The sequence below is a fragment of the Zoogloea sp. genome, from assembly GCF_030157465.1.
Taxonomy (GTDB): Bacteria; Pseudomonadota; Gammaproteobacteria; order Burkholderiales; family Rhodocyclaceae; genus Zoogloea.
The window spans coordinates 44,070-69,359 of sequence record NZ_JAOAUU010000131.1; the positions used below are offsets into that span (position 1 = coordinate 44,070).

Sequence of the window (25,290 nt, forward strand, 5' to 3'; positions counted from 1 at the left end):
AATTCGATGGCAATCAGTGAGTTGCAGGTGGGTCTGATCGGTGCGGGCGGCGTTGTCGTCGTCGGCATTTTTGCGTTCAACAAGTGGCAGGAGCGCAAGCACCGCAAGCAGATGGATGCGCTCGCCAGCGTGGAGCCGCTCGGCAATGATTCGCCGGGACGGTCGTCGTCCGACCGGCTGGAGCCGGTCATCGGCGCCGACGCGCCGGTGCGAGCCCAGCCCAGTGCGCAGGATGTGCGGGACGCCAGTGCCCGCAGGGTCTCGCCCGCGCTGCCGCTTGAGGTGGACGAGCGTGCCGACTGGGGCGTGCGCATCGAGGCCATCAAGCCCGTGGTGGCCGGCCGGCTGTGTCAGGCTGCCACAGAGCAGCTCGACGGGATCGCCAAGCCGCTGCGCTGGTTCGGGTTTTCCGATTCCGACAACCGCTGGGATGCCATCGACGTCCATAGTGCCGCCAGCTACCACTGGGTTTGCGTGGCGCTGCAGCTGGTGGATCGCCGCGGTCCGGCCACCGACGCGGACATGACCCGCCTCGCTGCGGGGCTGCAACGCCTGTGCGACAACTTCATGGCAATCCCGTCGCTGCCGGCCAAGGGCGATGCACTTGATCAGGCGGCCGAGCTGGATCGCCTGTGCGCTGGCGTGGACATCCAGATCGGTGTGAACGTTGTTGCCCGCGATCACGCTTTTGCCGGCTCCAAGCTGCGTGGCCTGGCCGAGGCGGCAGGGCTCGAATTGCTTGGCGACGGTTGTTTCCATGCCCGCAACGAGCTGGGTGTGACCCAGTTCGTGCTCTCCAACCTCGAGCCGGTGCTTTTCGAGGCCGATGCCATGCGCACCCTCACCACTCAGGGCGTGACCCTGACGCTCGACGTGCCGCGGGTGGCGGATGGCGTGCGGGTCTTCGAGCGCATGATGAGCTTTGCCCAGCAACTCGCCGACGGGCTCAACGGTGCCGTCGTGGACGATAACCGCTCGCCTTTCGGCGACAAGGCGGTAGGCCTGATCCGCGCCCAGATCGACCAGTACCAGGGGCAGATGGTGGAGCAGGGCATCGCCCCGGGCTCTTCGCTGGCGCTGCGCCTGTTCTCCTGAGCGAGGCTTCCGAATGGTGGCAAGCACGGAAATCCGTGCGCAGGCAGATGCGCTGCGCACGGAGCTGGAGCGTCATGATCACGCCTACTATGTGCTCGACGCGCCGACAGTGCCGGACGCCGAGTACGATCGTCTGTTTCGCGAACTCCAGGCGCTGGAGTCCGAGCACCCCGAACTGATCACCCCTGCATCACCGACCCAGCGCGTCGGCGGCCAGCCGTCTGCCGAGCTGGCGGCCGTGCATCATGCGGTGCCGATGCTGTCGATCCGCACCGAAACCGACACCACCGATGAGGGCGCGGTCGCCTTCGACGCCCGCGTGCGCCGTGCCCTGGGGCTGGACGACACTGCGCCGCCCATCGCTTACGCGGCCGAACTCAAGTTTGACGGCCTCGCAATCAGCCTGCGCTATGAATCGGGCGTGCTCGTGCTGGCAGCCACCCGCGGCGATGGCAGCACCGGCGAGGACGTGACCCGCAACGTGCGCACGCTGCGCCAGATCCCGCTGCACCTGCACGGCGATGCCCCGCCGGTGCTTGAGGTGCGCGGTGAAATCTTCATGCGGCGGGACGATTTCGAGCGCCTCAATGCCGCCCAGGAAGCGGCCGGGCAAAAGATATTCGTCAATCCCCGCAATGCGGCCGCAGGCAGCCTGCGCCAGCTCGACCCGACCATCACCGCCCGGCGTCCGCTGTCCTTCTTCGCCTACGGTCTTGGCGAGGTTAAGGGCTGGGCCCAGCCGGACACCCACAGTGGCGTGCTGGATGCGCTGGCGGCTTTCGGCTTGCCGGTCTGCGAACACCGGGACCGGGTTGTCGGCCCGCAGGGGCTGGCTGCGTTTCATGCCCGTATGGCCGTGCTGCGCCAAAGCCTGCCCTTCGACATCGACGGCGTGGTTTACAAGGTGGATTCGATTGCCCGGCAGCTGGAGCTGGGCTTCGTCTCCCGCGAGCCGCGCTGGGCCGTTGCGCACAAGTATCCGGCCCAGGAGGTGGCAACCCGCCTTCTGGGTATCGACGTGCAGGTCGGACGCACCGGCGCGATCACGCCCGTGGCCCGGCTCGAGCCGGTTTTCGTGGGCGGCGTGACGGTCACCAACGCCACGCTGCACAACCAGGGCGAGATCGATCGCAAGGATGTGCGTATCGGCGACTGGGTGATCGTGCGCCGGGCAGGCGACGTGATCCCCGAAGTGGTCGGCCCGATCGTCGAGCGGCGCGAAGGAGATCCGGCGCGTTTCGACCTGCTGGCGGCCATCGACCATGCCTGCCCGGAATGCGGCTCCCATGTGGTGCGCGGCGAGGATGAAGCGGTTGCGCGCTGCACCGGCGGGCTGTTCTGCCCGGCCCAGTGCAAGCAGGCCTTGCGGCATTTTGCCGGCCGGCGCGCGGTGGATATCGACGGGCTCGGCGAGCAGATCGTCAATCAGCTCGTCGCTGCGGGCATCGTCAAGACGCCGGCCGACCTTTACGACAGCGCCCGCGTTAACGCTGAAGTGCTGGCGGGGCTGGAGCGCATGGGCGAAAAGTCGGCGCTGAATCTTGTCAAGGCGATCGACCAGAGCCGCGAAACCACGCTGGCCCGCTTCATTTTTGCGCTGGGAATCCGGAATGTGGGCGAAACGACGGCCAAGGATCTGGCGCGTTATTTCGGCAAGCTCGACGGTCTGCTCGAGGCTGACGAAGCCGCCTTGCTGCAGGTGCCGGACGTGGGCCCGGTGGTGGCCCGCTGCATCGTCGAATTCCTGGCCGAAGCCCATAATCGCGAAGTGATCGCGGCGCTGCGGCGGGCCATGCGCTGGCCCGAAACCGAAGCCGCCGCACGTCCGGAAGCGGGGCGTTTCGCCGGCAAGACTTTCGTGCTGACCGGAACCCTGCCCAGCTTGCGGCGCGACGAAGCCGCCTCCATGATCGAGGCCGTCGGCGGTAAGGTTGCCGGATCGGTGTCCAAGAAGACGGATTACGTTGTGGCCGGCGCCGATGCCGGCAGCAAGCTCGACAAGGCAAGGCAACTGGGGCTTGTCGTTCTGGGTGAAGACGAGTTGCTGGATTTGCTGCGCCCGGCGGATACTTCGCCGCCCGATAGCCAGGCTGTATTGTTCGAGGACAAACGATGAAAAAAGTAACAAAGGCCGTATTCCCGGTGGCGGGGCTGGGGAGTCGCTTCCTGCCCGCCACCAAGGCGAGTCCCAAGGAAATGATGCCCATCGTCGATAGGCCCCTGATCCAGTACGCGGTCGAGGAGGCCGTGGCGGCGGGGGTGACCGATCTGGTCTTCATCACCGGCCGCTCGAAGCGGGCTATCGAGGATCACTTCGACAAGGCCTACGAGCTCGAAACCGAGCTCGAGATGCGCGGCAAGATGGATCTGCTGAAGATCGTCCGCGATACGGTTCCGTCCCACGTCAATTGCATCTACATCCGCCAGGCGGAAGCCCTCGGACTCGGGCATGCCGTGCTGTGTGCCGCGCCGGTGGTTGGCGAAGAGCCTTTCGCGGTGCTGCTGGCCGACGATCTGCTGGACCCGCAGGGCGATCTGCCGGTGATGCGCCAGATGGTGGATGTGTATAACTACAACCGCTGTTCGGTGCTCGGTGTCATGAACGTCGACCGCGAGCAAACGAAGAACTACGGTGTTGTCAGCACCGAGCGCGACTCCGGTGAGATTCAGCGTGTGACGGGCATCGTCGAAAAGCCGAAGCCCGAGGATGCGCCTTCCACCCAGGCGGTGATCGGACGCTACATCCTGACCGGCCGGATCTTCGATCATCTGCGCCAACTCAAGCCGGGCGCCGGCGGCGAGCTCCAGCTGACCGATGCGATTGCCTCGCTGCTGCAGGAAGAAGCCGTGCTCGCCTACCAGTTCAAGGGTGTTCGCTACGACTGCGGATCGAAGCTGGGCTACCTGCAGGCAACGGTCGAACTCGGCTTGAAGCACCCTGAAGTGGGGGCCGAGTTTGCAGCCTTTCTGGCGTCGCGGGGCTCGTAAGCGGAAAAAAGCAGGACAGAAAAAAACGCGGCTCAATGGCCGCGTTTTTTATGGGCACCGGGGTTTTCTCCGGCGTTTTCCGTTTTCCTGTTAGGCGTCGGCACGGGACGCGCGCTTGCGGTCCTGTTCCTTCAGGTGACGCTTGCGCAGGCGGATGTTCTTCGGCGTGATTTCCACGATTTCGTCATCGGCGATGAATTCGATGGCGGATTCGAGGGTCAGCGAGATCGGGTTGATCAGGCGGACGGCTTCGTCGGTGCCGGAGGCGCGCACGTTGGTCAGCTGCTTGCCTTTGATCGGATTGACCACGAGGTCATTGTCACGGGTGTGGATGCCGATGATCATGCCTTCGTACAGCGCATCGCCCGGGCTCACGAACATGCGGCCGCGATCCTGCAGGTTCCACAGGGCATAGGCCACGGCTTCGCCGTCGTTTTGCGAGATCAGCACGCCGTTGCGACGCTCGGCCATCTGGCCGGCCATCGGACCGTAGTCATCGAACACGTGGCTGGCCAGACCGGTACCGCGGGTCATGGTCAGGAATTCGCCCTGGAAGCCGATCAGGCCGCGGGCCGGGATGCGGTACTCGAGGCGCACGCGGCCCTTGCCGTCCGGCTGCATGTCCTGGAGTTCGCCACGGCGACGGCCGAGTTCTTCCATCACGCCGCCCTGGTGGTCTTCTTCCACGTCGACGGTGAGCATTTCGTACGGCTCGCACTTCACGCCGTCGATTTCCTTGAACACCACGCGCGGACGGCCGACAGCCAGCTCGTAGCCTTCGCGACGCATGTTTTCAAGGAGGATGGTCAGGTGCAGTTCGCCACGGCCGGCAACTTCGAACACGTCGGAGTCACCGGTGAAGTTCACGCGCAGCGCGACGTTCTTGAGCAGTTCCTTTTCGAGGCGCTCGCGAATCTGGCGGCTGGTGACGAACTTGCCTTCGCGGCCTGCCAGCGGGGAGGAGTTGACCATGAAGTTCATGGTCAGGGTCGGCTCATCCACGGCGATCGGGGTCATGCCTTCGAGGCATTCCGGATCACACAGGGTGACGCCGATGTTGACCTGGGGAATACCGGCCACCAGCACGATGTCGCCGGCTTCGGCCATTTCTGCGGGTGAGCGCTCGAGGCCCTTGAAGGTCAGGATCTGGCTGACCTTGCCCTTGCCGCGGTTCTCGTCGCCGTACATCACGACCACTTCCTGGTTGGGGCGGATGCGGCCGCGCTTGATGCGGCCGATGCCGATCTGGCCCATGTAGGTGGAGTAGTCGAGGGAGCAGACCTGCATTTGCAGCGGGCCGTCGGAATCCACGTGGGGAGCCGGAACGTGCTTGAGGACGGCTTCGAAAAGCGGACGCATGTCGGTGCGCTCGTCGTCGATGTTCTCGATCGCGAAGCCGTTCAGGCCGGATGCGTAGATGACCGGGAAGTCGAGCTGCTCTTCGGTGGCGCCGAGCTTGTCGAAAAGATCGAAGGTGTGGTTGATCACCCAGTCAGGACGGGCGCCCGGACGGTCGATCTTGTTGACCACGACGATGGGCTTGAGGCCCAGGGCCAGCGCCTTGCGGGTCACGAAGCGGGTCTGGGGCATCGGGCCTTCGACGGCATCGACCAGCAGCAGAACGCTGTCGACCATCGACAGCACGCGCTCGACTTCACCGCCGAAGTCGGCGTGTCCCGGGGTGTCGACGATGTTGATGTGGGTGTCGCCGTACTGGATCGCACAGTTCTTCGACAGGATGGTGATGCCGCGTTCCTTTTCGATATCACCCGAGTCCATGACTCGTTCGCTGACCTGCTGGTTCTCACGGAAGGTGCCCGACTGGCGCAGGAGCTGGTCGACGAGGGTGGTTTTGCCGTGGTCAACGTGAGCGATGATGGCAATGTTTCGAATGGAACGGGACATGTGTATGGATACCGAAAGTACTTGTATAGCTTGACATTTTAGCACGTATTTGCGCATTGCAGCATGGTCAGCTTGCGGCGGCGAGCGTGCTAACATCGCGCCCCATTGCGTTTTTCTAGGAGTAGCGCGGCATGCTGGCGATTATTGGCGGTAGCGGCCTGACCCAACTGGCCAACCTGAGCGTGATCCGCCGCGAGGTGGTACGCACGCCCTACGGCGAACCTTCCGGTGCGCTGACCTTCGGGCAGTTGTGCGCCCAGCCGGTGGTTTTTTTGGCTCGTCACGGCTACGGCCACACGATTCCGCCGCATCGGGTCAATTATCAGGCCAATCTCTGGGCGCTGCGCGAGGCCAGGGTCAGCGAAATCATTTCGGTGGCGTCGGTGGGTGGCATCCGTAGCGATCTGTGCCCGGGCTCGCTGGTCGTGCCCGACCAGATCATCGATTACACGTGGGGGCGCAAGAGCACCTTCCACGAGAACTCCGATGAGCCGGTGGTGCACATTGACTTTACCGAGCCCTACGACGAAGGCGTGCGCCGGCGCATCCTGGCCGCAGGGGTGACCGCCGGTCAGCCCATCGTCGATGGCGCGGTGTACGCCGCAACGCAGGGGCCGCGCCTTGAAACGGCCGCCGAGATCAATCGCCTGGAGCGCGATGGCGCCGATCTGGTCGGCATGACCGGCATGCCCGAGGCTGCGCTGGCGAGGGAGCTGGGCATTCCGTACGCGGCCATCAACGTGGTTGCCAACTTTGCGGCCGGGCGTGCATCGAGCGAGCATGAAATCTGTTTTGACAGCATCGACGCGGTGCTGCGCGAGGCGATGGGGCGCGTGCGCAACGTGCTCGATCACCTCTGCGAAGCATGATCCGCGAGGTCTTGCGCATGGGCGACGGGCGTCTGCTGCGCCGTGCCCAGCCGGTCGAAGCCTTCGGAACGCCCGCGTTGGCTGCGCTGATCGAAGACATGCGCGACACCATGCGTCACCTCACCGGCGCAGGTCTGGCCGCTCCGCAGATCGGTGTGGATCTGCGTGTCGTGATCTTTGGTGGCGGGCCAAGCCCGCGCTATCCGGATGCGTCGGTGGTGCCGGACACGGTGCTGATCAATCCTGTGCTGACGCCGCTGTCGAATGAAGAAGAGGGCGGCTGGGAAGGCTGCCTTTCGGTGCCGGGGCTGCGCGGCTGGGTGCCGCGCTGGACGCAGCTCCACTACACGGGCTTTGACGCGTCGGGGGCGGTCATCGAGCGCGTCGCCACCGGTTTTCACGCCCGCGTGGTGCAGCATGAATGTGATCACCTGGATGGTGTCCTGTACCCGATGCGGGTGCGGGATTTCTCGCGCTTTGGTTACACCGACGTGCTGTTTCCGGATGCCCAGGTGGCTGACGACTGAGCATCCGTACGCAGTTGTCTGACTATATGGCGAGTTTTTCCAGCAGTTCGGATTCGATCTTCAGCACTTTGGCGTTCTGGGTGAGATCGGAACCGCTGATCAGGAAAGTGTCTTCCGCCCGTTCGCCGAGGGTGGCGATCTTGGCTGTGTGAAGGTTGATGTGATAGTTCACGAGCGTCTGGGCGACCCCGAACAGTAGGCCGGGGCGGTCGGCGGCGGTTACCGACATGATGTAGTACTGCCCGCGCTCGTCGGGGCGGATGTTGACCTCCGGCGTGATCGGGAAATGCCGCACCTCCCGCGACAGCCGGCCGGTGGCGGGCTGGTCGATGGGCGTGTTGCTTTGCAGGCGCTCGGTGAGGTCGTGTTCGAGCAGGTTGATGAGGTCGCGGTAGTGGATTTCCTGGCCCGGATCGAGCAGAACGAAGCTGTCAAGCGCGAAGCCGTGGCGGGTGGTGTGGATCTTGGCATCGGCGATCGAGAAGCCTAGGCGGGCGAAAAAGCCGCATAGCCGCACGAAGAGATCCGGCTGGTCTTTCATGTAAACCATTACCTGCAGGCCTTCGCCGTTGTGGCTGGGGCGGGCCTTGACGACCGGCTCGTCGGATTCGATCCGGTAATAAAGCATGCGGGCGTGCCAGGCGATTTCCTCGGCTTCATGGCGCATGAAGTAAACGGTGTCGAGCTGGGCCCACAGGCTGTCTTCGGTGCCGGGGCGCAGGCCGTAGTAGCGCAGCAGGTTGCGTGCGTCGTCCTGGCGAAGGGGAATGCCGAGGGCCTGCTGGGGTGTCGCACCGCGCAGCAGGCGCTGGGTGGCGAAGAAAAGGTCCTCGAGCAGCTTGCCCTTCCAGCCGTTCCACACCTTCGGGCTGGTGCCGCGAATGTCAGCGTGGGTCAGAATGTAGAGCGCGGTAAGGCGACGCTCGGTTTTGACCAGATCGCCGAAACGGCGGATTACATCGAGATCGGACAGATCCTGCTTTTGCGCCACGTTGGACATCGAAAGATGCTGCCCGACCAGCCATTCGACCAATGAGGTGTCGGTTTCGTCGATGCCGTGGGAGGTGCAGAAATCCCGCGCGTCCTTCATGCCGAGCTTTGAATGGTCACCGCCGCGGCCTTTGGCGATGTCGTGAAAGAGCGCCGCGATGTAGATCAGCCAGGGCTTCTCGAAGCTGGTGGCGAGCCGCGTCATGAGCGGGTACTCGTGGGCGTGCTCGGCGACCATGAGGCGCCGCACGTTGCGCAGTACCTGCAGGATGTGCTGGTCTACGGTGTAGACATGGAAGAGGTCGTGCTGCATCTGGCCGACGATGCGCCGCCAGGCGGGCAGGTAGAAGCTCAGGATGCCGTACTGGTTCATCCGGCGCATTTCGTGCACGACGCCGCGTTTTTGTTGCAGCAGGCGCAGGAACAACGCGCGATTTGCCGGGTCATGGCGAAAATCGGCATTGATGAGCTTGCGGCCGCGCCAGAGTGCACGCAGGGTGCGTGCCGTCATGCCCTTTAGCTCGGAGCGTTGCTGGAGTATCAGGAAACATTCGAGCAGGGCGCTCGGATGACGATCGAAGACGCCTTCGTCGCGTACGTCCAGGAGTTCGCGGACGCACTGGAAGCGCTCGTTGATGTTGATTGCCGCCGGGTAGCGGTTCGGAAAGAACTCGACGCCAAAATTGAGCAGCAGGATGGTGTTGAGCTGGGTGACCTTCTTTGCCGTGCGGTAATACTCCTGCATGAAAACTTCGGAGGCGCGACGGTTCTCGCTGGCCTCGAAGCCGAACTTGCGGGCGAGTTTTTCCTGGTGGTCGAAAAGCAGACGATCCTCGCGGCGTCCGGTCAGGTGGTGCAGGCGGATTCGGGCGTGCTGCAGGAAGCGCTCGAGCTCGCGCAGTTCGGTGGCTTCTTCTGCGGTGATCAGCGCGTGCCTGGCCAGATCGCGCCAGTGCGTGCCAAAACCGGCTGCGCGGCTGATCCAGCCGATTAATTGAAGATCGCGCAGGCCGCCGGGGCTCTCCTTGCAGTTGGGTTCCAGCGAGTAGGGCGTGTCGGCGTGGCGCGTGTAGCGCTGTTCCTGTTCAAGGCACTTCGCCTTGAAGAACTGTCCGGGGTTGAGGTGGCTGCGCAGACTGGTGGTGAAGCGTTGGAACAGCCTCCCGTTGCCGCCGATGAGGCGGGCTTCGAGCAGGTTGGTCATCACGGTTACGTCGCGCCCGGCCTCTTCAAGGCATTCATCGACCGTACGCACGCTGTGCCCGATCTCGAGGCCCACGTCCCAGATCAGACTGATCATCTGGGTCAGGCGCTCGCCGAGTTCGTCATTCGGCGGGCTATCGAGCAGGAACAGCAGGTCCACATCCGAGCACGGGAAGAGTTCCTCGCGCCCGTAGCCGCCGACCGCCACCAGTGCGGCGGATGCGGGCAGACTGAAATCCTTCCAGATTTCAACAAGTACGTCATCCACCAGTTGCGAGCGCCCCTTGAGTATGGGCTCGGTCAGGGGGCGGGCTTCATAGGCGGTGCGTAGCGCCTCGCCGCCGCTCTTCAGGCGGGCCTTGTAGCGGGTGATGAGCTCACGGGCTGAGTCGGGCGGAACGAAGGCGGGCGCGTTGTCGGGCATTTTTTGGGATGGCTTGGGCCGGTCGGTGCTGGCGGTAATGCTCAGGGCAGCAGGTTGGCGACGATGTCCGGGCGGGCAGGGCTGCCGGCGGAAAGGGTCAGGACTTCGACGCCGGTTTCGGTAACCAGCACCATGTGCTCCCACTGGGCCGACAGGCTGCGGTCGCGGGTGACGATGGTCCACCCGTCGGGCAGCTCTGAAATGGCCGGCTTGCCGGCGTTGATCATCGGCTCGATCGTGAAGATCATGCCCGGCTTGAGTTCGATGCCGGTTCCAGCCTTGCCGTAATGCAGCACCTGGGGATCTTCATGGAAGTTGGCCCCGATGCCGTGTCCGCAGAACTCACGTACAACCGAGAAACCATTCGCTTCCGCATGCTTCTGGATGGCGTGGCCGATGTCGCCGAGATGAGCGCCCGGCTTGACCTGGGCAATGCCGAGCCACATGCATTCGTAGGTGATTTCACACAGGCGCCTGGCGCGGATAGAGGTTTCGCCGACGATGAACATGCGGCTGGTGTCGCCGTGGTAACCATTCTTGATTACGGTGATATCCAGATTGACGATGTCGCCTTTCTTGAGAATCACCTTTTCATTCGGCACCCCGTGGCAAACCTGATGGTTGACCGACGTGCATATTGATTTGGGGTAGGGTACGTAGCCCGGCGGGGCGTAGTTCAGGGGGGCGGGAATGCAGCCCTGAACATCGACCATGTAGTCATGGCAAAGCTTGTCGATTTCGGCGGTGCTGACGCCGGCCTTGACGAAAGGCGTGATGTAATCGAGGACTTCCGAGCCGAGCCGGCCCGCAATGCGCATCTTCTCGATTTCGTCCGGCGTTTTTATGGTTACGCTCATGGAGGCTTGATCTGCTGGGTTTTTTGAGCCCGTTAGGCTAGCTCATGCAGCCTGTTCGGGCAATGCGCGATGCGCAGCTCCGCCCGGGAATGGTATGCCGGTCTTGAGGGGCGCGGTCGGATACTGCTACAATCTGCGGCTTGGCTGGCAAGGGTGCCAGTCAAAATACACACGTCCGGCCCATTGGGGTCCGGCGGGCGTCTGAAAGGATGTCTGCGGCGTAGCCTGATTCTGCACTGGCAGGGTCGGCAGGCCGGGCGGCGGTCAAACCTCAGTATTGGAGTCAAAAATGTCTGTCACCATGCGTCAAATGCTCGAAGCGGGCGTCCACTTCGGCCACCAAACCCGTTTCTGGAACCCGAAGATGGCGCCGTTCATCTTCGGTCAGCGCAACAAGATCCACATCGTCAATCTGGAAAAGACCCTCGTCAAGTACAACGAGGCGACTGCCTTTGTGCGCAAGCTGGCTTCCAATCGCGGCAACATCATGTTCGTTGGCACCAAGCGCCAGGCTCGCGAAATCGTGGCTGAAGAAGCCCGTCGCGCCGGCATGCCCTACGTTGACGAGCGCTGGCTCGGCGGCATGCTCACCAACTTCAAGACCGTCAAGGTTTCGATCAAGCGCCTGAAGGACATGGAAGCCATGGTGGAAGACGGCTCCATCGAGCGTCTGTCCAAGAAGGAAGCCCTGATGGCCTCCCGCGAACTCGAAAAGCTGCAAAAGAGCCTTGGCGGTATCAAGGAACTCGGCGGCCTGCCGGATGCGCTGTTCGTCATCGACGTCGGCTACCACAAAATTGCCATCACCGAAGCCAACAAGCTGGGAATCCCGGTTGTGGCCGTGGTCGATACCAACCACTCTCCGGAAGGCGTCGATTTCGTGATCCCCGGTAACGACGACTCGTCCCGCGCCATCCGTCTGTACGCCCGCGGCATTGCCGACGCTGTGCTGGAAGGTCGCAACCAGATTCTCCAGGAAATCGTGGGTGCCGGCTCCGACGAATTCGTCGAAGTGGAAGACGGCGCCGAAGAGCAGGCCTGATTTTCCAGGCGGGCGCCAGGTGCGCCCGCCGTGCATCACGACTGAATCCAATTCAATAGAATTATCTAGGAGCAAGCATGGCGGAAATTACCGCAAGCATGGTCAAGGAGCTGCGCGAGAAAACCGACGCGCCGATGATGGAATGCAAGAAGGCGCTGTCCGAAGCCGCTGGCGACATGGCGAAGGCGGAAGAAATTCTGCGCGTCAAGCTGGGCAACAAGGCTTCCAAGGCTGCCACCCGCGTGACCGCTGAGGGCATTGTCGGCATCTACATCTCCGCCGACGCCAAGCTTGGCGCGATGGTGGAAGTGAACTGCGAGACCGACTTCGTGGCCAAGAACGACGAGTTTCTGGCTCTGGTCCAGAATGTCGCCGAACTGGTCGCCACCAAGAATCCCGCCGACGTGGAGGCGCTGTCTGCGCTCGAGATCAACGGTCAGAGCGTCGAAGAAGTCCGCAAGGCGCTGATCGGCAAGATCGGTGAAAACATGTCCATCCGCCGCTTCGTGCGCGTGGATGCCAAGGGCGCTGTCGCCAGCTACATCCACGGTGGTTCCAAGATCGGCGTGCTGATCGACCTCGTGGGCGGCGACGAAGCCCTTGCGAAGGACCTGGCCATGCACATCGCCGCGTCCAAGCCGAAGTCTCTCGACGCCTCCGGCGTACCCGCCGAGCTGCTCGAAGTCGAGCGTCGCATCGCCATCGAGAAGGCCCGCGAAGCCGGCAAGCCGGACGCCATGCTCGAGAAGATCGCCGACGGCACCGTCCAGAAGTTCCTCAAGGACGTGACCTTGCTGGATCAGGTCTTCGTCAAGGCGGAAGACGGCAAGCAGACGGTCAGCCAGCTCCTGAAGGCCAAGGGTGCATCCGTGGCCGGCTTCACGCTGTTCATCGTCGGTGAAGGCATCGAGAAGAAAGTGACCGACTTCGCTGCTGAAGTGGCTGCCCAGGCCGCCGCGGCTGCGCAGAAGTAAGAGGTAGATCACAATGAGTCAGCCTGCCTACAAGCGAATTCTCCTCAAGCTCTCCGGCGAAGCCCTGATGGGCGACGACGCCTATGGTATCAATCAGGATGTCGTTGGCGGGATTGTCCGGGATGTGGTCGAGGTGACCCGTCTCGGTGTCGAGGTCGGAGTCGTTATTGGAGGCGGGAACATCTTCCGTGGAATGGCAGGGGCGGCATCCGGTATGGATCGCGCTACTGCCGACTACATGGGGATGCTGGCCACCGTGATGAACGCCATGGCCCTTGCGGACGCATTTCGCGCCGCGGGGGTCAATGCGCGTGTCCAGTCCGCATTGCGGATCGACCAGGTGGTCGAGCCCTACATACGCGGCAAGGCAATTCGTTACCTCGAAGAGGGACGTGTCGTCATTTTCGGTGCCGGAACAGGTAACCCGTTTTTTACGACCGATACGGCTGCCGCGCTGCGCGGCTCCGAGATCGGTGCAGATATCGTGCTTAAAGCCACCAAGGTGGATGGCATCTACACCGCCGATCCGAAGAAGGATCCGACAGCGACGCGCTTTCAGCGGATTTCCTTCGACGAGGCAATCAGTCGGAATCTGGCGGTGATGGACGCGACTGCGTTCGCTTTGTGCCGTGATCAGCGTCTGCCGATCAATGTCTTCAGCCTCTTCAAGAGCGGCGCGCTGAAGCGCGTCGTGATGGGCGAGGATGAAGGTACACTGGTTTATTGCTGAGGATGAACCGATGATTTCGGAACTCAAGAAAACTACTGAAGCCAAGATGCAGAAGTCCATCGAGTCGCTCAAGCTGGATCTCGCCAAAGTGAGAACCGGACGCGCGCATACCGGGATTCTGGATCATGTTACGGTTGATTATTACGGCAGCCCCGTGCCGATCAGTCAGGTTGCCAACGTGACGCTGATCGACTCCCGCACGCTGGGTGTTCAACCGTGGGAAAAGCCGATGGTCGGCAAGGTTGAAAAGGCCATCCGCGACGCTGATCTGGGGCTGAATCCTGCGTCCCAAGGCGAAATTATTCGCGTTCCCATGCCCGCACTGACCGAAGAGCGCCGCAAGGAACTGATCAAGGTGGTCAAGGGCGAAGGCGAAGGTACCAAGGTTGCTGTGCGCAATCTGCGCCGTGACGCCAATGCTTCGCTCAAGGACGCGCTCAAGGCGAAAACGATTTCCGAGGACGACGAACGTCGGACTCAGGACGAAATCCAGAAGCTGACCGACAAGGCTGTCATTGAAATCGACAAGCTTCTCGCACAGAAGGAACAAGAGCTGATGCAGATCTGACACGCGTGTCAGTTGCTGCTTTTACGGTTCTTGTCAGGCGGAGATAACATGGTGCGATTGCCGTTTACGAGCTCCACGCGGAGCGTGCCCGAGGCCGTTCAGGTCCCGCGGCATATCGCGATAATCATGGACGGCAACGGGCGCTGGGCGCGAAAGCGTTTTATGCCGCGGGTCGCTGGTCATGCAAAGGGTGTCGACTCCCTGCGCGAGGTTATCCGGACCTGCCTCGATCGGGGCGTCGAGTACCTCACCGTCTTTGCCTTCAGTTCCGAAAACTGGCGTCGGCCTCAGGACGAGGTGTCTTTCCTGATGCAGTTGTTCGTGAAATCCCTCAAGGCGGAAATCGAGCGGATTCACCGAAATAACATTCGTCTGCGCGTGGTGGGTGAGCTCGAGCGTTTCGACAAGGCGCTGGTGGATCTCATTCGCGACGGGGAGACGCTTACCGCCGGCAACACCAAGATGAATCTGACGATCTGCGCGAATTACGGCGGACGCTGGGACATCATGCAGGCCGTCGGTAAAATGATCGCTGCAGGCCAAGGCAGTCCTGGCGGGTTCTCGGAAGAGGATCTGGTGCCCCATCTCGCTCTGGGTTTCAGCCCTGAGCCTGATCTCTTCATCCGTACGGGTGGCGAGAAGCGGATCAGCAATTTCATGCTCTGGCAGCTCGCCTATTCCGAATTGTATTTCACCGACAAGCTGTGGCCGGAGTTTGGTGAAGCCGAACTCGACGAGGCGATTGCGTCTTACCAAGGACGCGAGCGTCGCTTCGGCAGGACCAGCGAGCAGCTCGTCAAGGGCGAATCCGACCCCTCAGCGCCCGGCCATGCTTAAGGCGCGGGTCATCACCGCGCTGCTCCTTCTTGCGGGCCTGCTTTCCGCTGTATTCCTGCTTCCAGCCTTCGGCTGGCTTGTTTTCGTGTCGGTCGTGTGTGGCGCGGCGGCTGCGGAGTGGGGCGGAATCGTCGGTTTTTCGGTTGTCCGTCAACGTGTGTATGCGCTCTTGCTCGGACTCATCTGCCTGGCTGGTGGGCTGGTTGCAGGCTTGCACCGCGAAGAAACCGTAGCCCCATTCAGCCTGATTCCAGTTTATGCAGTCAGTGCGTTGTTCTGGATACTCTGCGCTCCGTTCTGGTTAAGGGCTCGCTGGGCCTTGTCTGGCAACGCAGCATCGGCCATCGTCGGTGTCGTCCTGTTGTTGCCTCCCAGCCTGGCGATGGCTCATCTGCGACTCCTCAGTCCGTGGCTCTTGCTTGGCGTGATGGCGGCAGTGTGGGTCGCCGATATTGCTGCCTACTTCACCGGTCGTGCTTTCGGGAGGCGCAAGCTTGCCCCTTCGATCAGTCCCGGCAAAAGCTGGGAAGGTGCTTACGGTGCGGTGGTTGGCGTGGTGATTTATGGCTTCCTGTGCCTTTCATTCACAGGTCACGGCGTGACCGACGCCGGCACGGTTGCTGTCATCGTTGGCGCCTTGGTTGCGTTCACGGCGATCAGCATCATGGGTGACCTGTTTGAATCGATGCTCAAGCGTCAGGCCGGAGTCAAGGATAGCGGAACCCTTCTTCCTGGCCACGGTGGAATTCTCGACCGGATCGACAGTCTGACGTCGACCTTGCCTTTTGCCGGTCTGCTGGTGCTCTGGTTCGCACGATAAGTCATGGCCCACGACAAAAAATTCATCACTGTTCTTGGCGCGACGGGCTCCATTGGCGTCAGCACGCTTGACGTAGCGTCACGTCACCCTGAGCGCTACGGGGTTTTTGCATTGACTGCTCACCGTCAGGTGGACAAGCTTTTCGAGCAGTGCATGACCCATCGTCCCGCCTACGCAGTGCTGGATCGCACAGAGGACGCCCAGCGCCTGCAGTCGCGCCTCGATAGTGCCGGGTGCTGCACCGAAGTGCTTGCTGGACCCGGTTCGCTTGCTGCTGTGGCGTCGGCACCAGAGGTGGATATGGTGATGGCGGCGATCGTGGGTGCCGCCGGTCTCGTTCCGGCTCTCGCCGCTGCGCGTAGTGGAAAGCGCATCCTGCTCGCCAACAAGGAGGCGCTTGTGATGTCGGGAGCGCTGTTCATGCAGGAGGTTGCATCCAATGGTGCAACCCTGCTGCCCATCGACAGCGAACACAACGCGATATTTCAGGCCCTGCCGGCTGGCTTCCGGCAGAAGATAGACGGAACCGAAGTCACCCGTATCCTGCTCACCGCTTCAGGAGGGCCGTTCCGATGCAAGCCTGTTGAGGAGCTCGCAGCCGTGACGCCGGAAATGGCCTGTGCTCATCCGAACTGGGTCATGGGGCGGAAAATCTCAGTCGATTCGGCGACGATGATGAACAAGGGGCTGGAGGTTATCGAGGCGCACTGGTTGTTCAGCGCGCCTGCCGAACGGATCGAGGTCGTCATCCACCCTGAGAGCGTGATCCACTCGATGGTGGCTTACGTGGATGGCTCCGTTCTCGCGCAGCTCGGTAACCCTGACATGCGCACGCCGATTGCACATGCCATGGCCTATCCGGAGCGCGTGGATGCTGGCGTCCGGCCGCTGGATCTCTTTGCAATAGGGCAGCTCAACTTCGAGCGCCCTGACCTCGAGCGTTTTCCTTGTCTTGCGCTCGCCTATCGCGCGCTCGAAGTGGGCGCCACGGCACCGGCTGTGCTCAACGCAGCCAATGAGGTGGCGGTGGGGAGTTTCCTTGAGGGGGGGCTGCGTTTCGACCGGATCTCGGGCGTTATCGCTGCAACTCTCGATGCCATGGAAATGCAGCCTGCCGATTCGCTGGATAGCGTGCTGGAGGCTGATCGGCGCGCCCGGCTGGTGGCGGCGAATTTCGTTCGCCAGTTCCTTCAGTGACGGGTATGCGCCCGGCGCTTCCGAAGGGCGCGCGTCGCCTGTGTCTTGAGGTCTCCCGATGAGTCTGCTGGATTACGTCCTGCCTTTCCTGCTGGCGCTCGGCATTCTGATTGTCGTGCATGAGTTTGGCCACTATCTGGTGGCCCGCTTGTGCGGTGTCCGCGTGCTGCGTTTTTCCCTGGGTTTCGGAAAGCCCCTTTTGGTGTGGCGTGCCGGCGCGGACAAGACGGAATGGGTGTTGTCGCTGTTCCCGCTGGGCGGCTACGTAAAAATGCTCGATGAGCGCGAGGCGCCCGTGCATTCCGATGAGCTGCATCGGGCATTCAACAGGCAGAGTGTGTGGCGCAGAATTGCCATCGTGGTCGCGGGGCCGGTTGCCAACCTCTTGCTGGCTATCGCGCTTTACTGGGGCCTGTACGTAGGTGGAGTCGAGGAGTTGCGGCCGCGCCTCGGTGCACCTGTGGCTGGGAGCCAGGCAGAGCGGGTCGGTTTCCGGGATGGTGAGCTGATTCGTTCGGTGAATGGACGAGCGGTTGAAACCTGGCAGGAGTTTCGCTGGCGTCTGCTCGACGATGCGCTTGAGCGCCGCGGAGCACGTATCGAGACGATCAATGGTGCTCGGGAAATCGTGATTCGAGATCTGGATCTGGTGGCCGTCGACGTGGATCAGAGCCAGAGTGATGTTGCCAGCCAGCTGGGCCTGCAGCTTTACCGCCCCAATCTGCCGGCGGTGCTCGGCAAGCTGACTCCGGACGGCCCCGCTCAGGCAGCCGGCATGCGATCGGGTGACCGCGTGTTGCGTATCGGCGAAAAGCGGGTCAATGGATGGGGAGACCTGGTGGCTATCGTGCGTGATGCGCCGGGGCAGTCGCTCGAAGTGGAGGTCGAGCGTGACGGTCAGTCTGCGGTCTTCCGCCTGGAGCCCAGGGGGGTCGAAGAAAACGGTCGCAGGATCGGCCGTATCGGTGTTTCGATGGCCGATGCCGAAGCGCAGCGCGAGCTGCTCTTCGTGACCGTGCGCTACGGTGTGGTCGATGCGCTGATCAAGGGGTTCGACCAGACATGGGATACTGCAGCCATGAGCCTGAGCGTAATGGGGCGCATGATAACGGGTGACGTTTCCGTAAAAAACCTCAGTGGCCCTGTGACGATCGCCGATTTTGCAGGACAGTCGGCGCGTATGGGTTTGTCCCATTACATCAAGTTTCTCGCGCTCATCAGCATCAGCCTGGGGGTTCTCAATCTGCTGCCGGTGCCTGTGCTTGATGGCGGGCACTTGCTGTATTATGTGATCGAGATCATCAAGGGCGGCCCGGTTTCCGAGCGGATTATGGAGATCGGTCAGCAGATTGGAATGGCTCTGCTGGCGGCGCTAATGGCTTTTGCCTTCTACAACGACATCAACCGCCTTGTTGCTAGCTGAAATCGGATGAAATCCAAGCTCCTCTCCGGGGCGATCGCTGCGCTTTTCGCTGCGTCGCCCGTCTTGGCCTTCGAGCCATTCGTCGTCAAAGATATTCGTGTTGAAGGAATCCAGCGGACCGAAGCCGGGACGGTGTTCAGCTATCTTCCTGTCAAGGTGGGTGAACGCTTCTCCGAGGACAAGGCGTCCCAGGCGATCAAATCCCTTTTCGCGACCGGCTTCTTCAAGGATGTACGAATCGAAGTCGAAAGTGACGTGATCATCGTGCTGGTTGACGAGCGGCCTGCCATTTCCCAGGTTGATTTCGTTGGCATCAAGGAATTCGACAAGGACGCCTTGAAAAAGGGTCTCAAGGAAGTGGGTCTGGCTGAGTCCCGCATTTTCGACAGGGCCGTGCTCGAGCGCGCAGAGCAGGAGTTGAAACGCCAGTATCTCTCCAAAGGCCTTTACGGCGTCCAGATCACCACCACCGTCACACCGCTTGAGCGAAACCGGGTTGGTGTGAACTTCAATGTGGTCGAAGGTGACGCGGCGAAGATCCGGCAGATCAGTATTCTCGGGAACAAGGTCTTCAAGGAAAAGGAACTCATCGAGCTGTTTTCGTTGACGACGCCGGGCTTGATGACCTGGTACTCGAAATCCGATCAGTATTCGAAGCAAAAGCTTTCGGCCGACATCGAGGCGCTTCGCTCCTTTTACCTGAACCGCGGCTATCTGGATTTCAGCATCGACTCGACCCAGGTGTCGATCACGCCGGACAAGAAGGATATCTACATCACCCTCAGCATCACAGAGGGTGAAAAATACACCGTTTCCGACGTGAAGCTGGCGGGCAACATGGTTCTGCCCGAGGCTGACTTGCAGAAGCTCGTCAAGCTCAAGGCGGGCGAAACCTTTGTTCGTGATGATGTGACCGCGACGACCAAGGCGATCAGCGACCGGCTTGGCAACGAGGGTTACGCTTTCGCCAACGTCAATGCGGCACCCGAAGTGGACAAGGTCAAGCGTGAAGTGGCTTTCACCTTTTTCGTCGATCCGGGGCGTCGCGTGTACGTGCGCAAGATCAGCTTTGCAGGCAATGCCCGTACCCGCGACGAAGTGCTGCGTCGCGAGATTCGCCAGATGGAAGGTGCCTGGTACGACGGAGCCGCCATCAACCGATCCAAGGTGCGCCTGGACCGCCTTGGCTATTTCGAGGATGTGGCGATCGATACGCCCGCAGTGGCTGGCGTTACCGACCAGGTGGACGCCAATTTCACGGTCAAGGAGCGCGCGACGGGTAACCTGATGCTCGGCGCGGGTTTCTCCAGTGCCGAAAAAGTCATCTTGTCGGCGTCGATTGCCCAGCAGAACCTGTTTGGTACCGGCAATGCAATGACCCTGCAGATGAACACCGGCAGGATCAACCGGACAATCGCTCTGTCCTTCACCAATCCTTACTGGTCGATCGACGGCGTCAGCATGGGCTGGGATATTTATCAGCGGAACGTTGATCCGACCTCCCTGTCCGTGGCCACCTACAAATCGTCGTCCATTGGCGCCGGGGTGCGGTTCGGTTATCCGATTGCCGAGGATGACCGGATCAACTTCGGTCTGTCCGTCGATCAGACTACGATCAAGGTCTACGATACGAGCCCGGCGCCGTATATCAGCTTTGTGAATACCTTTGGCGATACCGCCCGGAGCCTTGTAGCAACGGCGGGTTGGGGTCGGGACCGGCGCGACAGTTTTCTGTACCCGACGTCCGGCGTCTATCAGCGTGCCTCTGTCGAGGTGGCTACGCCGGTGCTCGACATGCGTTATGCGCGCGCCAGCTACCAGCATCAGCGCTGGTTCCCGTTTGGTGGCGGCCATGCGTTGATGCTGAACGGAGATATCGGCTACGCGCACGGCTACGACGGCAAGGAGCTGCCGTTCTACAAGAATTTCTATGCCGGTGGTATCGGTTCTGTGCGTGGCTACCAGCAGAGCACGCTGGGTCCGCACTACACGGATAGCTCTGGTTACGTCCGCTCCTTGGGGGGTAACCGTCGCGCTATTGCCAACGCGGAGTACTATTTCCCGATGCCGGGAGGCGGCAAGGACAAGTCGATGCGGCTTTCCGTGTTCGCCGATACAGGCTACGTGTGGGCGGCGGACGACAAGGTTCGTGCCTCGGATTTGCGTTACAGTGCGGGGTTGGCGTTCAGCTGGAGTTCTCCGGTTGGTCCGCTCAAGTTCAGTCTTGGGCATGCACTCAAGAAGGAAGAGGGCGACAGGACGCAAAAATTCCAGTTCCAGTTGGGTACGGTTTTCTGATTGCTGCCGTATTGCATGAAGATGGAGGTTTCAATGAAGGGTATCGGTTTATCTGCGCTGGCAGCAGTCATGCTTGCCGCGTTCGCTCAGACGGCAGTTGCCGAGGTCAAGGTCGGCTTTGTCAATTCCGATCGGGTCATGAAGGAAGCACCTCCGGCTAAGAAGGCCCAGCAGAAGCTCGAGAAGGAATTCGAGAAGCGTGATCAGGAGCTTCAGCGCCTGGCCAAGCAGCTGCAAGGCATGCAGGAGGCGCTCGAGAAAAACGGCATGACCATGGCCGAAGGCGATCGCCGCAACAAGGAGCGCGAGTTCAATGAACTTAACCGGGATTTCCAGCGCAAGCAGCGGGAGTTTCGTGAAGATCTGAACCAGCGTCGCAACGAGGAACTTGCGGGTGTACTCGAGCGTGCCAACAAGACGATCAAACAGATCGCCGAGGCCGAAAAGTACGACATCATTTTCCAGGAAGCTGTTTATGCCAGCCCGCGCATTGATATCACCGACAAAGTGATCAAGGCGCTGATTGAAGCCAAGTAAGCGTTCGCTCCGATGGAATTTTCCCTTGGCGAACTTGTGTCCCGGCTGGGTGGAGAACTGGTCGGAGACCCGTCTTTACGCGTACGGCAGATTGCAACGCTGGAGAAGGCGAGGAATGGCGATCTGGCTTTTCTCGCCAATCCCAAATACCGCTCTGCACTTGAGTCGAGCCAGGCTTCTGCATTCATCCTTTCGCCCAAGTCTGCCGCGCTGACTGATCGGCCGAGCGTCCTGACGCCTGATCCTTACCTGTACTTCGCACGCGCGGCTCAGTTGTTCAATCCTCCGAAGCGTCCGGCGCCCGGGATTCATCCGTCTGCGGTCGTGGCTTCAAGCCTCCCTGCATCGGTGTCGGTTGGGCCGAATGCCGTCATCGGCGAGGGGTGCGTTATTGCCGAAAACTGTGTGATCGGCCCGGGTTGTGTTCTCGGCGACGGGGTCGCTCTCGGCGCTGATTCGTTACTGCACGCAGGGGTCCGGATTTACGCCGACTGTGTCCTGGGTGCCCGCGCGATCGTTCATTCGGGTGCCGTAATCGGCTCAGATGGTTTTGGCTTCGCCCGCGACCCGGACAAGCGCTGGGTCAAGATTCCGCAGATCGGGCGCGTCGTGATCGGCGATGACGTGGAAATCGGTGCCAACACGACCATTGATCGAGGCGCCCTCGACGATACCGTGATTGGCAACGGGGTCAAGCTGGACAACCTGATTCAGGTTGCCCACAACGTGCACATTGGTGACGACACCATCATGGCAGGCCAATCGGGCATTGCCGGCAGCTCTCACGTCGGCAAGCGCTTGATGATGGGCGGGCAGTCGGGAATTTCAGGACATCTGTCCGTGGCTGACGATGTCGTTGTCTCGGCGGCGACCGTGATCACCAAGTCGATTGACAAGGCTGGTGTCTATACGGCGATGTTGCCGCAGATGCCCCATGCGGACTGGATCAGGAATTTTGCTCATCTGCGTCGCCTCGATGCGATGGCGGACCGGGTGCGCGAGCTTGAGAAACAACTCGCGGCCAAGGAATCATGAGGAAAAAGGAATCATGAGCATCATCGATATCAACGAAATCAAGAAGTACATTCCGCATCGCTACCCGTTCCTGCTGGTGGATCGCATCATTGAGCTGGAAGTGGGCAAGCGCGTCGTCGGTCTCAAGAATGTGACGGTCAACGAGCCTTTCTTCCCCGGTCATTTTCCGCACAGCCCGGTAATGCCCGGCGTGTTGATCATCGAAGCGCTCGCCCAGGCGGCCGCTGTGCTGGCGTTCAAGACCGAAGGCACGGTGCCCGACGAAAATTCGATGGTGTATTTTGCGTCCGTGGACAACGTCCGTTTCAAGCGGCCCGTGGTGCCGGGGGATCAGTTGATCCTCGAGGCCGAGATTGTGCGCACAATCCGCAATATCTGGAAGTTCAAGGCGGTTGCCCGTGTAGAAGGCGAAGTGGCGACCGAAGCTGAATTCATGTGTGCGATCAAGCGATGACCATTCACCCGACTGCCATCGTTCATCCGGGCGCGCGCCTTGCTGAAGGCGTGCAGGTCGGGCCGTATTCGGTCATCGGCGAGCACGTGGAAATCGCTGAAGGGACGACGATCGGGCCGCATGTCGTTGTCGAGGGGCATACCCGAATCGGCAGCAATAACCGGATTTTCCAGTTCTGCTCGATCGGTTCCGAGCCGCAGGACAAGAAATACGCCGCTGAGCCGACCCGGCTCGAGATCGGTAACGGCAACACGATTCGCGAGTTCTGCAGCTTTAGCACCGGCACCGCGCAGGATGGTGGCCTGACCCGCGTCGGCAACGACAACTGGATCATGGCCTATGTGCATGTGGCACATGACTGCATGGTCGGCAGCAACACCATCTTCGCCAACAACGCGACCCTGGCTGGCCACGTGAGCGTGGGCGACTGGGCAATTCTCGGCGGCTTTACCGGTGTGCATCAGTTCGTGCGGGTCGGTGCGCACAGCTTTTGCGGTGTCGGTACCGTGCTGCTGCAGGATTTGCCGCCGTTCGTGACGGTGTCCGGCAATCCGGCTTCGCCCCACGGGATCAACAGCGAAGGTCTCAAGCGGCGCGGTTTCAGCAGTGCCGGGATCATGGCCATCAAACGTGCCTATAAAACCCTGTACCGCAGCGGTCTGACCCTCGACGAGGCGCGGCGGCAGATTGCCGAGGCAGTCGCCGAGGCGCCGGAGTTGCAGCAGTTTTCAGACTTCATCGCCGAATCCGGGCGTGGCATCGTTCGTTAATCCATGGCTTTGCGCATCGCCATGGTGGCGGGCGAGGCGTCCAGCGACCTCCTCGCCAGTCACCTGATCCGGGCGCTCAAGCGCCATTTGCCGGATGCCGTGTTTTTCGGCATCGGTGGCCCCAAGATGCAGGCGGAAGGCTTCGAGGCTTGGTGGCCTGCCGAGAAGCTTTCGGTTCACGGCTACGTGGATGCCCTCAAGAACTACCGGGAGCTGTCGGGCATTCGCCGTGATCTGCGTGACCGGCTGATTGCCGATCCGCCGGCCGCCTTCATCGGTGTGGATGCACCGGACTTCAGTTTGTGGCTCGAAAAGCGCCTCAAGGACAAGGGCATTCCGGCAATCCACTTCGTCAGTCCGTCGATCTGGGCCTGGCGCAAGGGCCGGCTGAAGGGGATCGCCCGTTCGGTCAGCCACATGTTGTGCCTGTTTCCCTTCGAGCCCGAGCTCTACAAAACGGCCGGCGTGCCGGTGACTTATGTCGGGCATCCGCTGGCGGACGTCTTTCCGCTGGAGCCGGATCGGGCCGGAACCCGTGAATTGCTGCAGATTCCTGCAGGCGGCCCGGTGTTTGCCTTCCTGCCGGGCAGCCGCCAGTCCGAGGTGCGCAACCTTGCCGACACCTACATCGCGACGGCGGCCATCCTTCACGAGCGCCATCCGACGGCCCGTTTCCTCGTACCGCTGGCGACGCGTGAAACACGGCTGCTTTTCGAGGACGCGCTGCGTCGACATGCCAATCTCGATTTGCCGATCCGCATCCTGTTCGGTCACGCCGTCGAGGCGATGATCGCCGCCGACGTGGTTCTGGTGGCGAGCGGAACGGCCAGCCTGGAGGCGGCGCTTCTCAAGCGCCCGATGGTCATCACCTACAAGATCGGCAAGTGGTCGTTCAAGCTGATGCGCCGCATGGCCTACCTGCCGTGGGTGGGGCTTCCCAATGTGCTGGCGGGGCGTGAAGTGGTGCCGGAAATCCTGCAGGACGCAGCCACGCCCCAGACCCTGGCTGACGCGCTGGATGGCTGGCTGGCCGATCCCGAGCGCAGCGCCGAGATCGTCCGGATATTTACCGACATGCATCTGCAATTGCGCCAGAACACCGCCGACAAGGCCGCCGCTGCGATCCTTCCGTATCTGCGGGAGAGCCGGCGCTGATGGAAAAACTGTGCGGTGTCGACGAGGCGGGTCGAGGGCCCCTTTGCGGGCCGGTGGTTGCGGCGGCGGTGATCCTCGATCCGGCACGCCCGATTGCGGGACTTGCCGATTCCAAGAAGCTGAGCGAGAAGCGTCGCGAAAAGCTGGCCATCGAGATTCGCGAAAAAGCCCTGGCCTGGTGCATCGCCGAGGCCAGCGTCGAGGAGATCGACCGGCTCAATATTCTTCATGCAACGATGCTCGCGATGCAGCGCGCTGTGGCCGGGCTGGCGCTGGTGCCTGACCGGGTATTGGTGGATGGCAACCGCTGCCCGCGGCTCGATGTGCCCTGTGAAGCGGTGGTGAAGGGGGATTCCCTCGTCGCAGAGATCTCGGCGGCGTCCATTCTGGCCAAAACGGCGCGGGATGCGCAGTTGCTTGAACTGGATAAACGTTATCCCCAATATGGCCTCGCCGGCCACAAGGGCTACCCGACGGCGGCCCATCTGGCTGCGCTGCGGGCCCACGGGGCCTGCGACATCTATCGCAAGAGTTTTGGGCCGGTGCGGGACGTGATCGCCAACCCGCCGTTGTGGACCGACGAGGACTGAAC

23 protein-coding genes are annotated in these 25,290 nt (G+C 61.6%); 20 read left to right on the top strand and 3 right to left on the bottom strand.

Going from position 1 to position 25,290, the window contains the following annotated elements; all coding sequences use genetic code 11:
• The first annotated feature begins 6 nt into the window (after positions 1 to 6).
• From Q1W26_RS15455 to galU, 3 genes are read left to right on the top strand one after another with little or no spacing between them, the layout of a single operon-like run.
• Entirely contained in the window at positions 7 to 1,095 is a 1,089-nt protein-coding gene (locus Q1W26_RS15455) for a cell division protein ZipA C-terminal FtsZ-binding domain-containing protein (protein WP_300442080.1), read from the top strand.
• Between the two features lie 13 nt (positions 1,096 to 1,108).
• Positions 1,109 to 3,211, top strand: a complete 2,103-nt coding sequence (gene ligA / locus Q1W26_RS15460; RefSeq protein WP_300442083.1) for an NAD-dependent DNA ligase LigA — start codon at positions 1,109 to 1,111, stop codon at positions 3,209 to 3,211.
• Entirely contained in the window at positions 3,208 to 4,083 is an 876-nt protein-coding gene (gene galU / locus Q1W26_RS15465; RefSeq protein WP_300442086.1) for a UTP--glucose-1-phosphate uridylyltransferase GalU, read from the top strand. The genes ligA and galU overlap by 4 nt, the downstream gene beginning before the upstream one ends.
• 90 nt (positions 4,084 to 4,173) lie before the next feature.
• Here galU and typA read toward each other — a convergent pair whose 3' ends face one another.
• Entirely contained in the window at positions 4,174 to 5,988 is a 1,815-nt protein-coding gene (typA, locus tag Q1W26_RS15470; RefSeq protein ID WP_300442089.1) for a translational GTPase TypA, read from the bottom strand.
• Positions 5,989 to 6,119: 131 nt separating this feature from the next.
• On the opposite strand from typA, the gene Q1W26_RS15475 reads away from it, so the two are divergent.
• A complete protein-coding gene (locus Q1W26_RS15475; RefSeq protein ID WP_300442090.1) occupies positions 6,120 to 6,857 on the top strand; it encodes an S-methyl-5'-thioinosine phosphorylase in 738 nt (245 codons plus the stop codon).
• Positions 6,854 to 7,384 (top strand): peptide deformylase, encoded by a 531-nt coding sequence (gene def / locus Q1W26_RS15480; RefSeq protein ID WP_300442092.1) that lies wholly within the window; start codon positions 6,854 to 6,856, stop codon positions 7,382 to 7,384. The genes Q1W26_RS15475 and def overlap by 4 nt, the downstream gene beginning before the upstream one ends.
• A 22-nt stretch (positions 7,385 to 7,406) precedes the next feature.
• On the opposite strand, the gene Q1W26_RS15485 is transcribed toward def, so the two are convergent.
• Positions 7,407 to 10,001, bottom strand: a complete 2,595-nt coding sequence (locus Q1W26_RS15485) for a [protein-PII] uridylyltransferase (protein ID WP_300442095.1) — start codon at positions 9,999 to 10,001, stop codon at positions 7,407 to 7,409.
• Positions 10,002 to 10,042: 41 nt separating this feature from the next.
• Positions 10,043 to 10,858, bottom strand: coding sequence for a type I methionyl aminopeptidase (map, locus tag Q1W26_RS15490; RefSeq protein ID WP_300442097.1), 816 nt, complete (start codon positions 10,856 to 10,858; stop codon positions 10,043 to 10,045).
• A 289-nt stretch (positions 10,859 to 11,147) separates the two neighbouring features.
• Between map and rpsB the strand changes: the two genes are divergently transcribed.
• The 15 genes from rpsB to rnhB all read left to right on the top strand — a co-directional run bounded on the left by rpsB (position 11,148) and on the right by rnhB (position 25,288).
• Positions 11,148 to 11,900 (top strand): 30S ribosomal protein S2, encoded by a 753-nt coding sequence (rpsB, locus tag Q1W26_RS15495; protein ID WP_300442100.1) that lies wholly within the window; start codon positions 11,148 to 11,150, stop codon positions 11,898 to 11,900.
• 77 nt (positions 11,901 to 11,977) lie between these two features.
• Positions 11,978 to 12,874 carry a translation elongation factor Ts gene (tsf, locus tag Q1W26_RS15500; protein ID WP_300442103.1) on the top strand — a complete coding sequence of 299 codons (897 nt, stop codon included), beginning with the start codon at positions 11,978 to 11,980 and terminating at the stop codon, positions 12,872 to 12,874.
• A 13-nt stretch (positions 12,875 to 12,887) separates the two neighbouring features.
• Positions 12,888 to 13,604 (top strand): UMP kinase, encoded by a 717-nt coding sequence (gene pyrH / locus Q1W26_RS15505; RefSeq protein WP_300442105.1) that lies wholly within the window; start codon positions 12,888 to 12,890, stop codon positions 13,602 to 13,604.
• 10 nt (positions 13,605 to 13,614) lie between these two features.
• Positions 13,615 to 14,172, top strand: a complete 558-nt coding sequence (gene frr / locus Q1W26_RS15510; protein WP_300442107.1) for a ribosome recycling factor — start codon at positions 13,615 to 13,617, stop codon at positions 14,170 to 14,172.
• 48 nt (positions 14,173 to 14,220) lie between these two features.
• Positions 14,221 to 15,009, top strand: a complete 789-nt coding sequence (gene uppS, locus Q1W26_RS15515) for a polyprenyl diphosphate synthase (protein WP_300442110.1) — start codon at positions 14,221 to 14,223, stop codon at positions 15,007 to 15,009.
• Positions 15,002 to 15,829 (top strand): phosphatidate cytidylyltransferase, encoded by an 828-nt coding sequence (locus tag Q1W26_RS15520; protein WP_300442113.1) that lies wholly within the window; start codon positions 15,002 to 15,004, stop codon positions 15,827 to 15,829. Before uppS ends, Q1W26_RS15520 begins: the two co-directional genes overlap by 8 nt.
• Positions 15,830 to 15,832: 3 nt before the next feature.
• A complete protein-coding gene (gene ispC / locus Q1W26_RS15525) occupies positions 15,833 to 17,026 on the top strand; it encodes a 1-deoxy-D-xylulose-5-phosphate reductoisomerase (protein ID WP_300442116.1) in 1,194 nt (397 codons plus the stop codon).
• A gap of 58 nt (positions 17,027 to 17,084) precedes the next feature.
• On the top strand, positions 17,085 to 18,449 hold the full coding sequence (rseP, locus tag Q1W26_RS15530) for an RIP metalloprotease RseP (RefSeq protein WP_300442120.1): 1,365 nt from the start codon (positions 17,085 to 17,087) through the stop codon (positions 18,447 to 18,449).
• 6 nt (positions 18,450 to 18,455) lie between these two features.
• A complete protein-coding gene (gene bamA, locus Q1W26_RS15535) occupies positions 18,456 to 20,747 on the top strand; it encodes an outer membrane protein assembly factor BamA (protein WP_300442122.1) in 2,292 nt (763 codons plus the stop codon).
• Positions 20,748 to 20,780: 33 nt separating this feature from the next.
• Positions 20,781 to 21,284, top strand: a complete 504-nt coding sequence (locus Q1W26_RS15540; RefSeq protein ID WP_300442194.1) for an OmpH family outer membrane protein — start codon at positions 20,781 to 20,783, stop codon at positions 21,282 to 21,284.
• A 12-nt stretch (positions 21,285 to 21,296) separates the two neighbouring features.
• A complete protein-coding gene (gene lpxD, locus Q1W26_RS15545; protein WP_300442124.1) occupies positions 21,297 to 22,319 on the top strand; it encodes a UDP-3-O-(3-hydroxymyristoyl)glucosamine N-acyltransferase in 1,023 nt (340 codons plus the stop codon).
• Between the two features lie 19 nt (positions 22,320 to 22,338).
• Complete coding sequence (gene fabZ, locus Q1W26_RS15550; protein ID WP_366143686.1) at positions 22,339 to 22,773, top strand: 3-hydroxyacyl-ACP dehydratase FabZ; 435 nt, start codon at positions 22,339 to 22,341, stop codon at positions 22,771 to 22,773.
• Entirely contained in the window at positions 22,770 to 23,543 is a 774-nt protein-coding gene (lpxA, locus tag Q1W26_RS15555) for an acyl-ACP--UDP-N-acetylglucosamine O-acyltransferase (protein WP_300442127.1), read from the top strand. The genes fabZ and lpxA overlap by 4 nt, the downstream gene beginning before the upstream one ends.
• A 3-nt stretch (positions 23,544 to 23,546) precedes the next feature.
• Positions 23,547 to 24,698 (top strand): lipid-A-disaccharide synthase, encoded by a 1,152-nt coding sequence (lpxB, locus tag Q1W26_RS15560; RefSeq protein ID WP_300442130.1) that lies wholly within the window; start codon positions 23,547 to 23,549, stop codon positions 24,696 to 24,698.
• On the top strand, positions 24,698 to 25,288 hold the full coding sequence (gene rnhB / locus Q1W26_RS15565; RefSeq protein ID WP_300442132.1) for a ribonuclease HII: 591 nt from the start codon (positions 24,698 to 24,700) through the stop codon (positions 25,286 to 25,288). Before lpxB ends, rnhB begins: the two co-directional genes overlap by 1 nt.
• Positions 25,289 to 25,290: the final 2 nt, after the last annotated feature.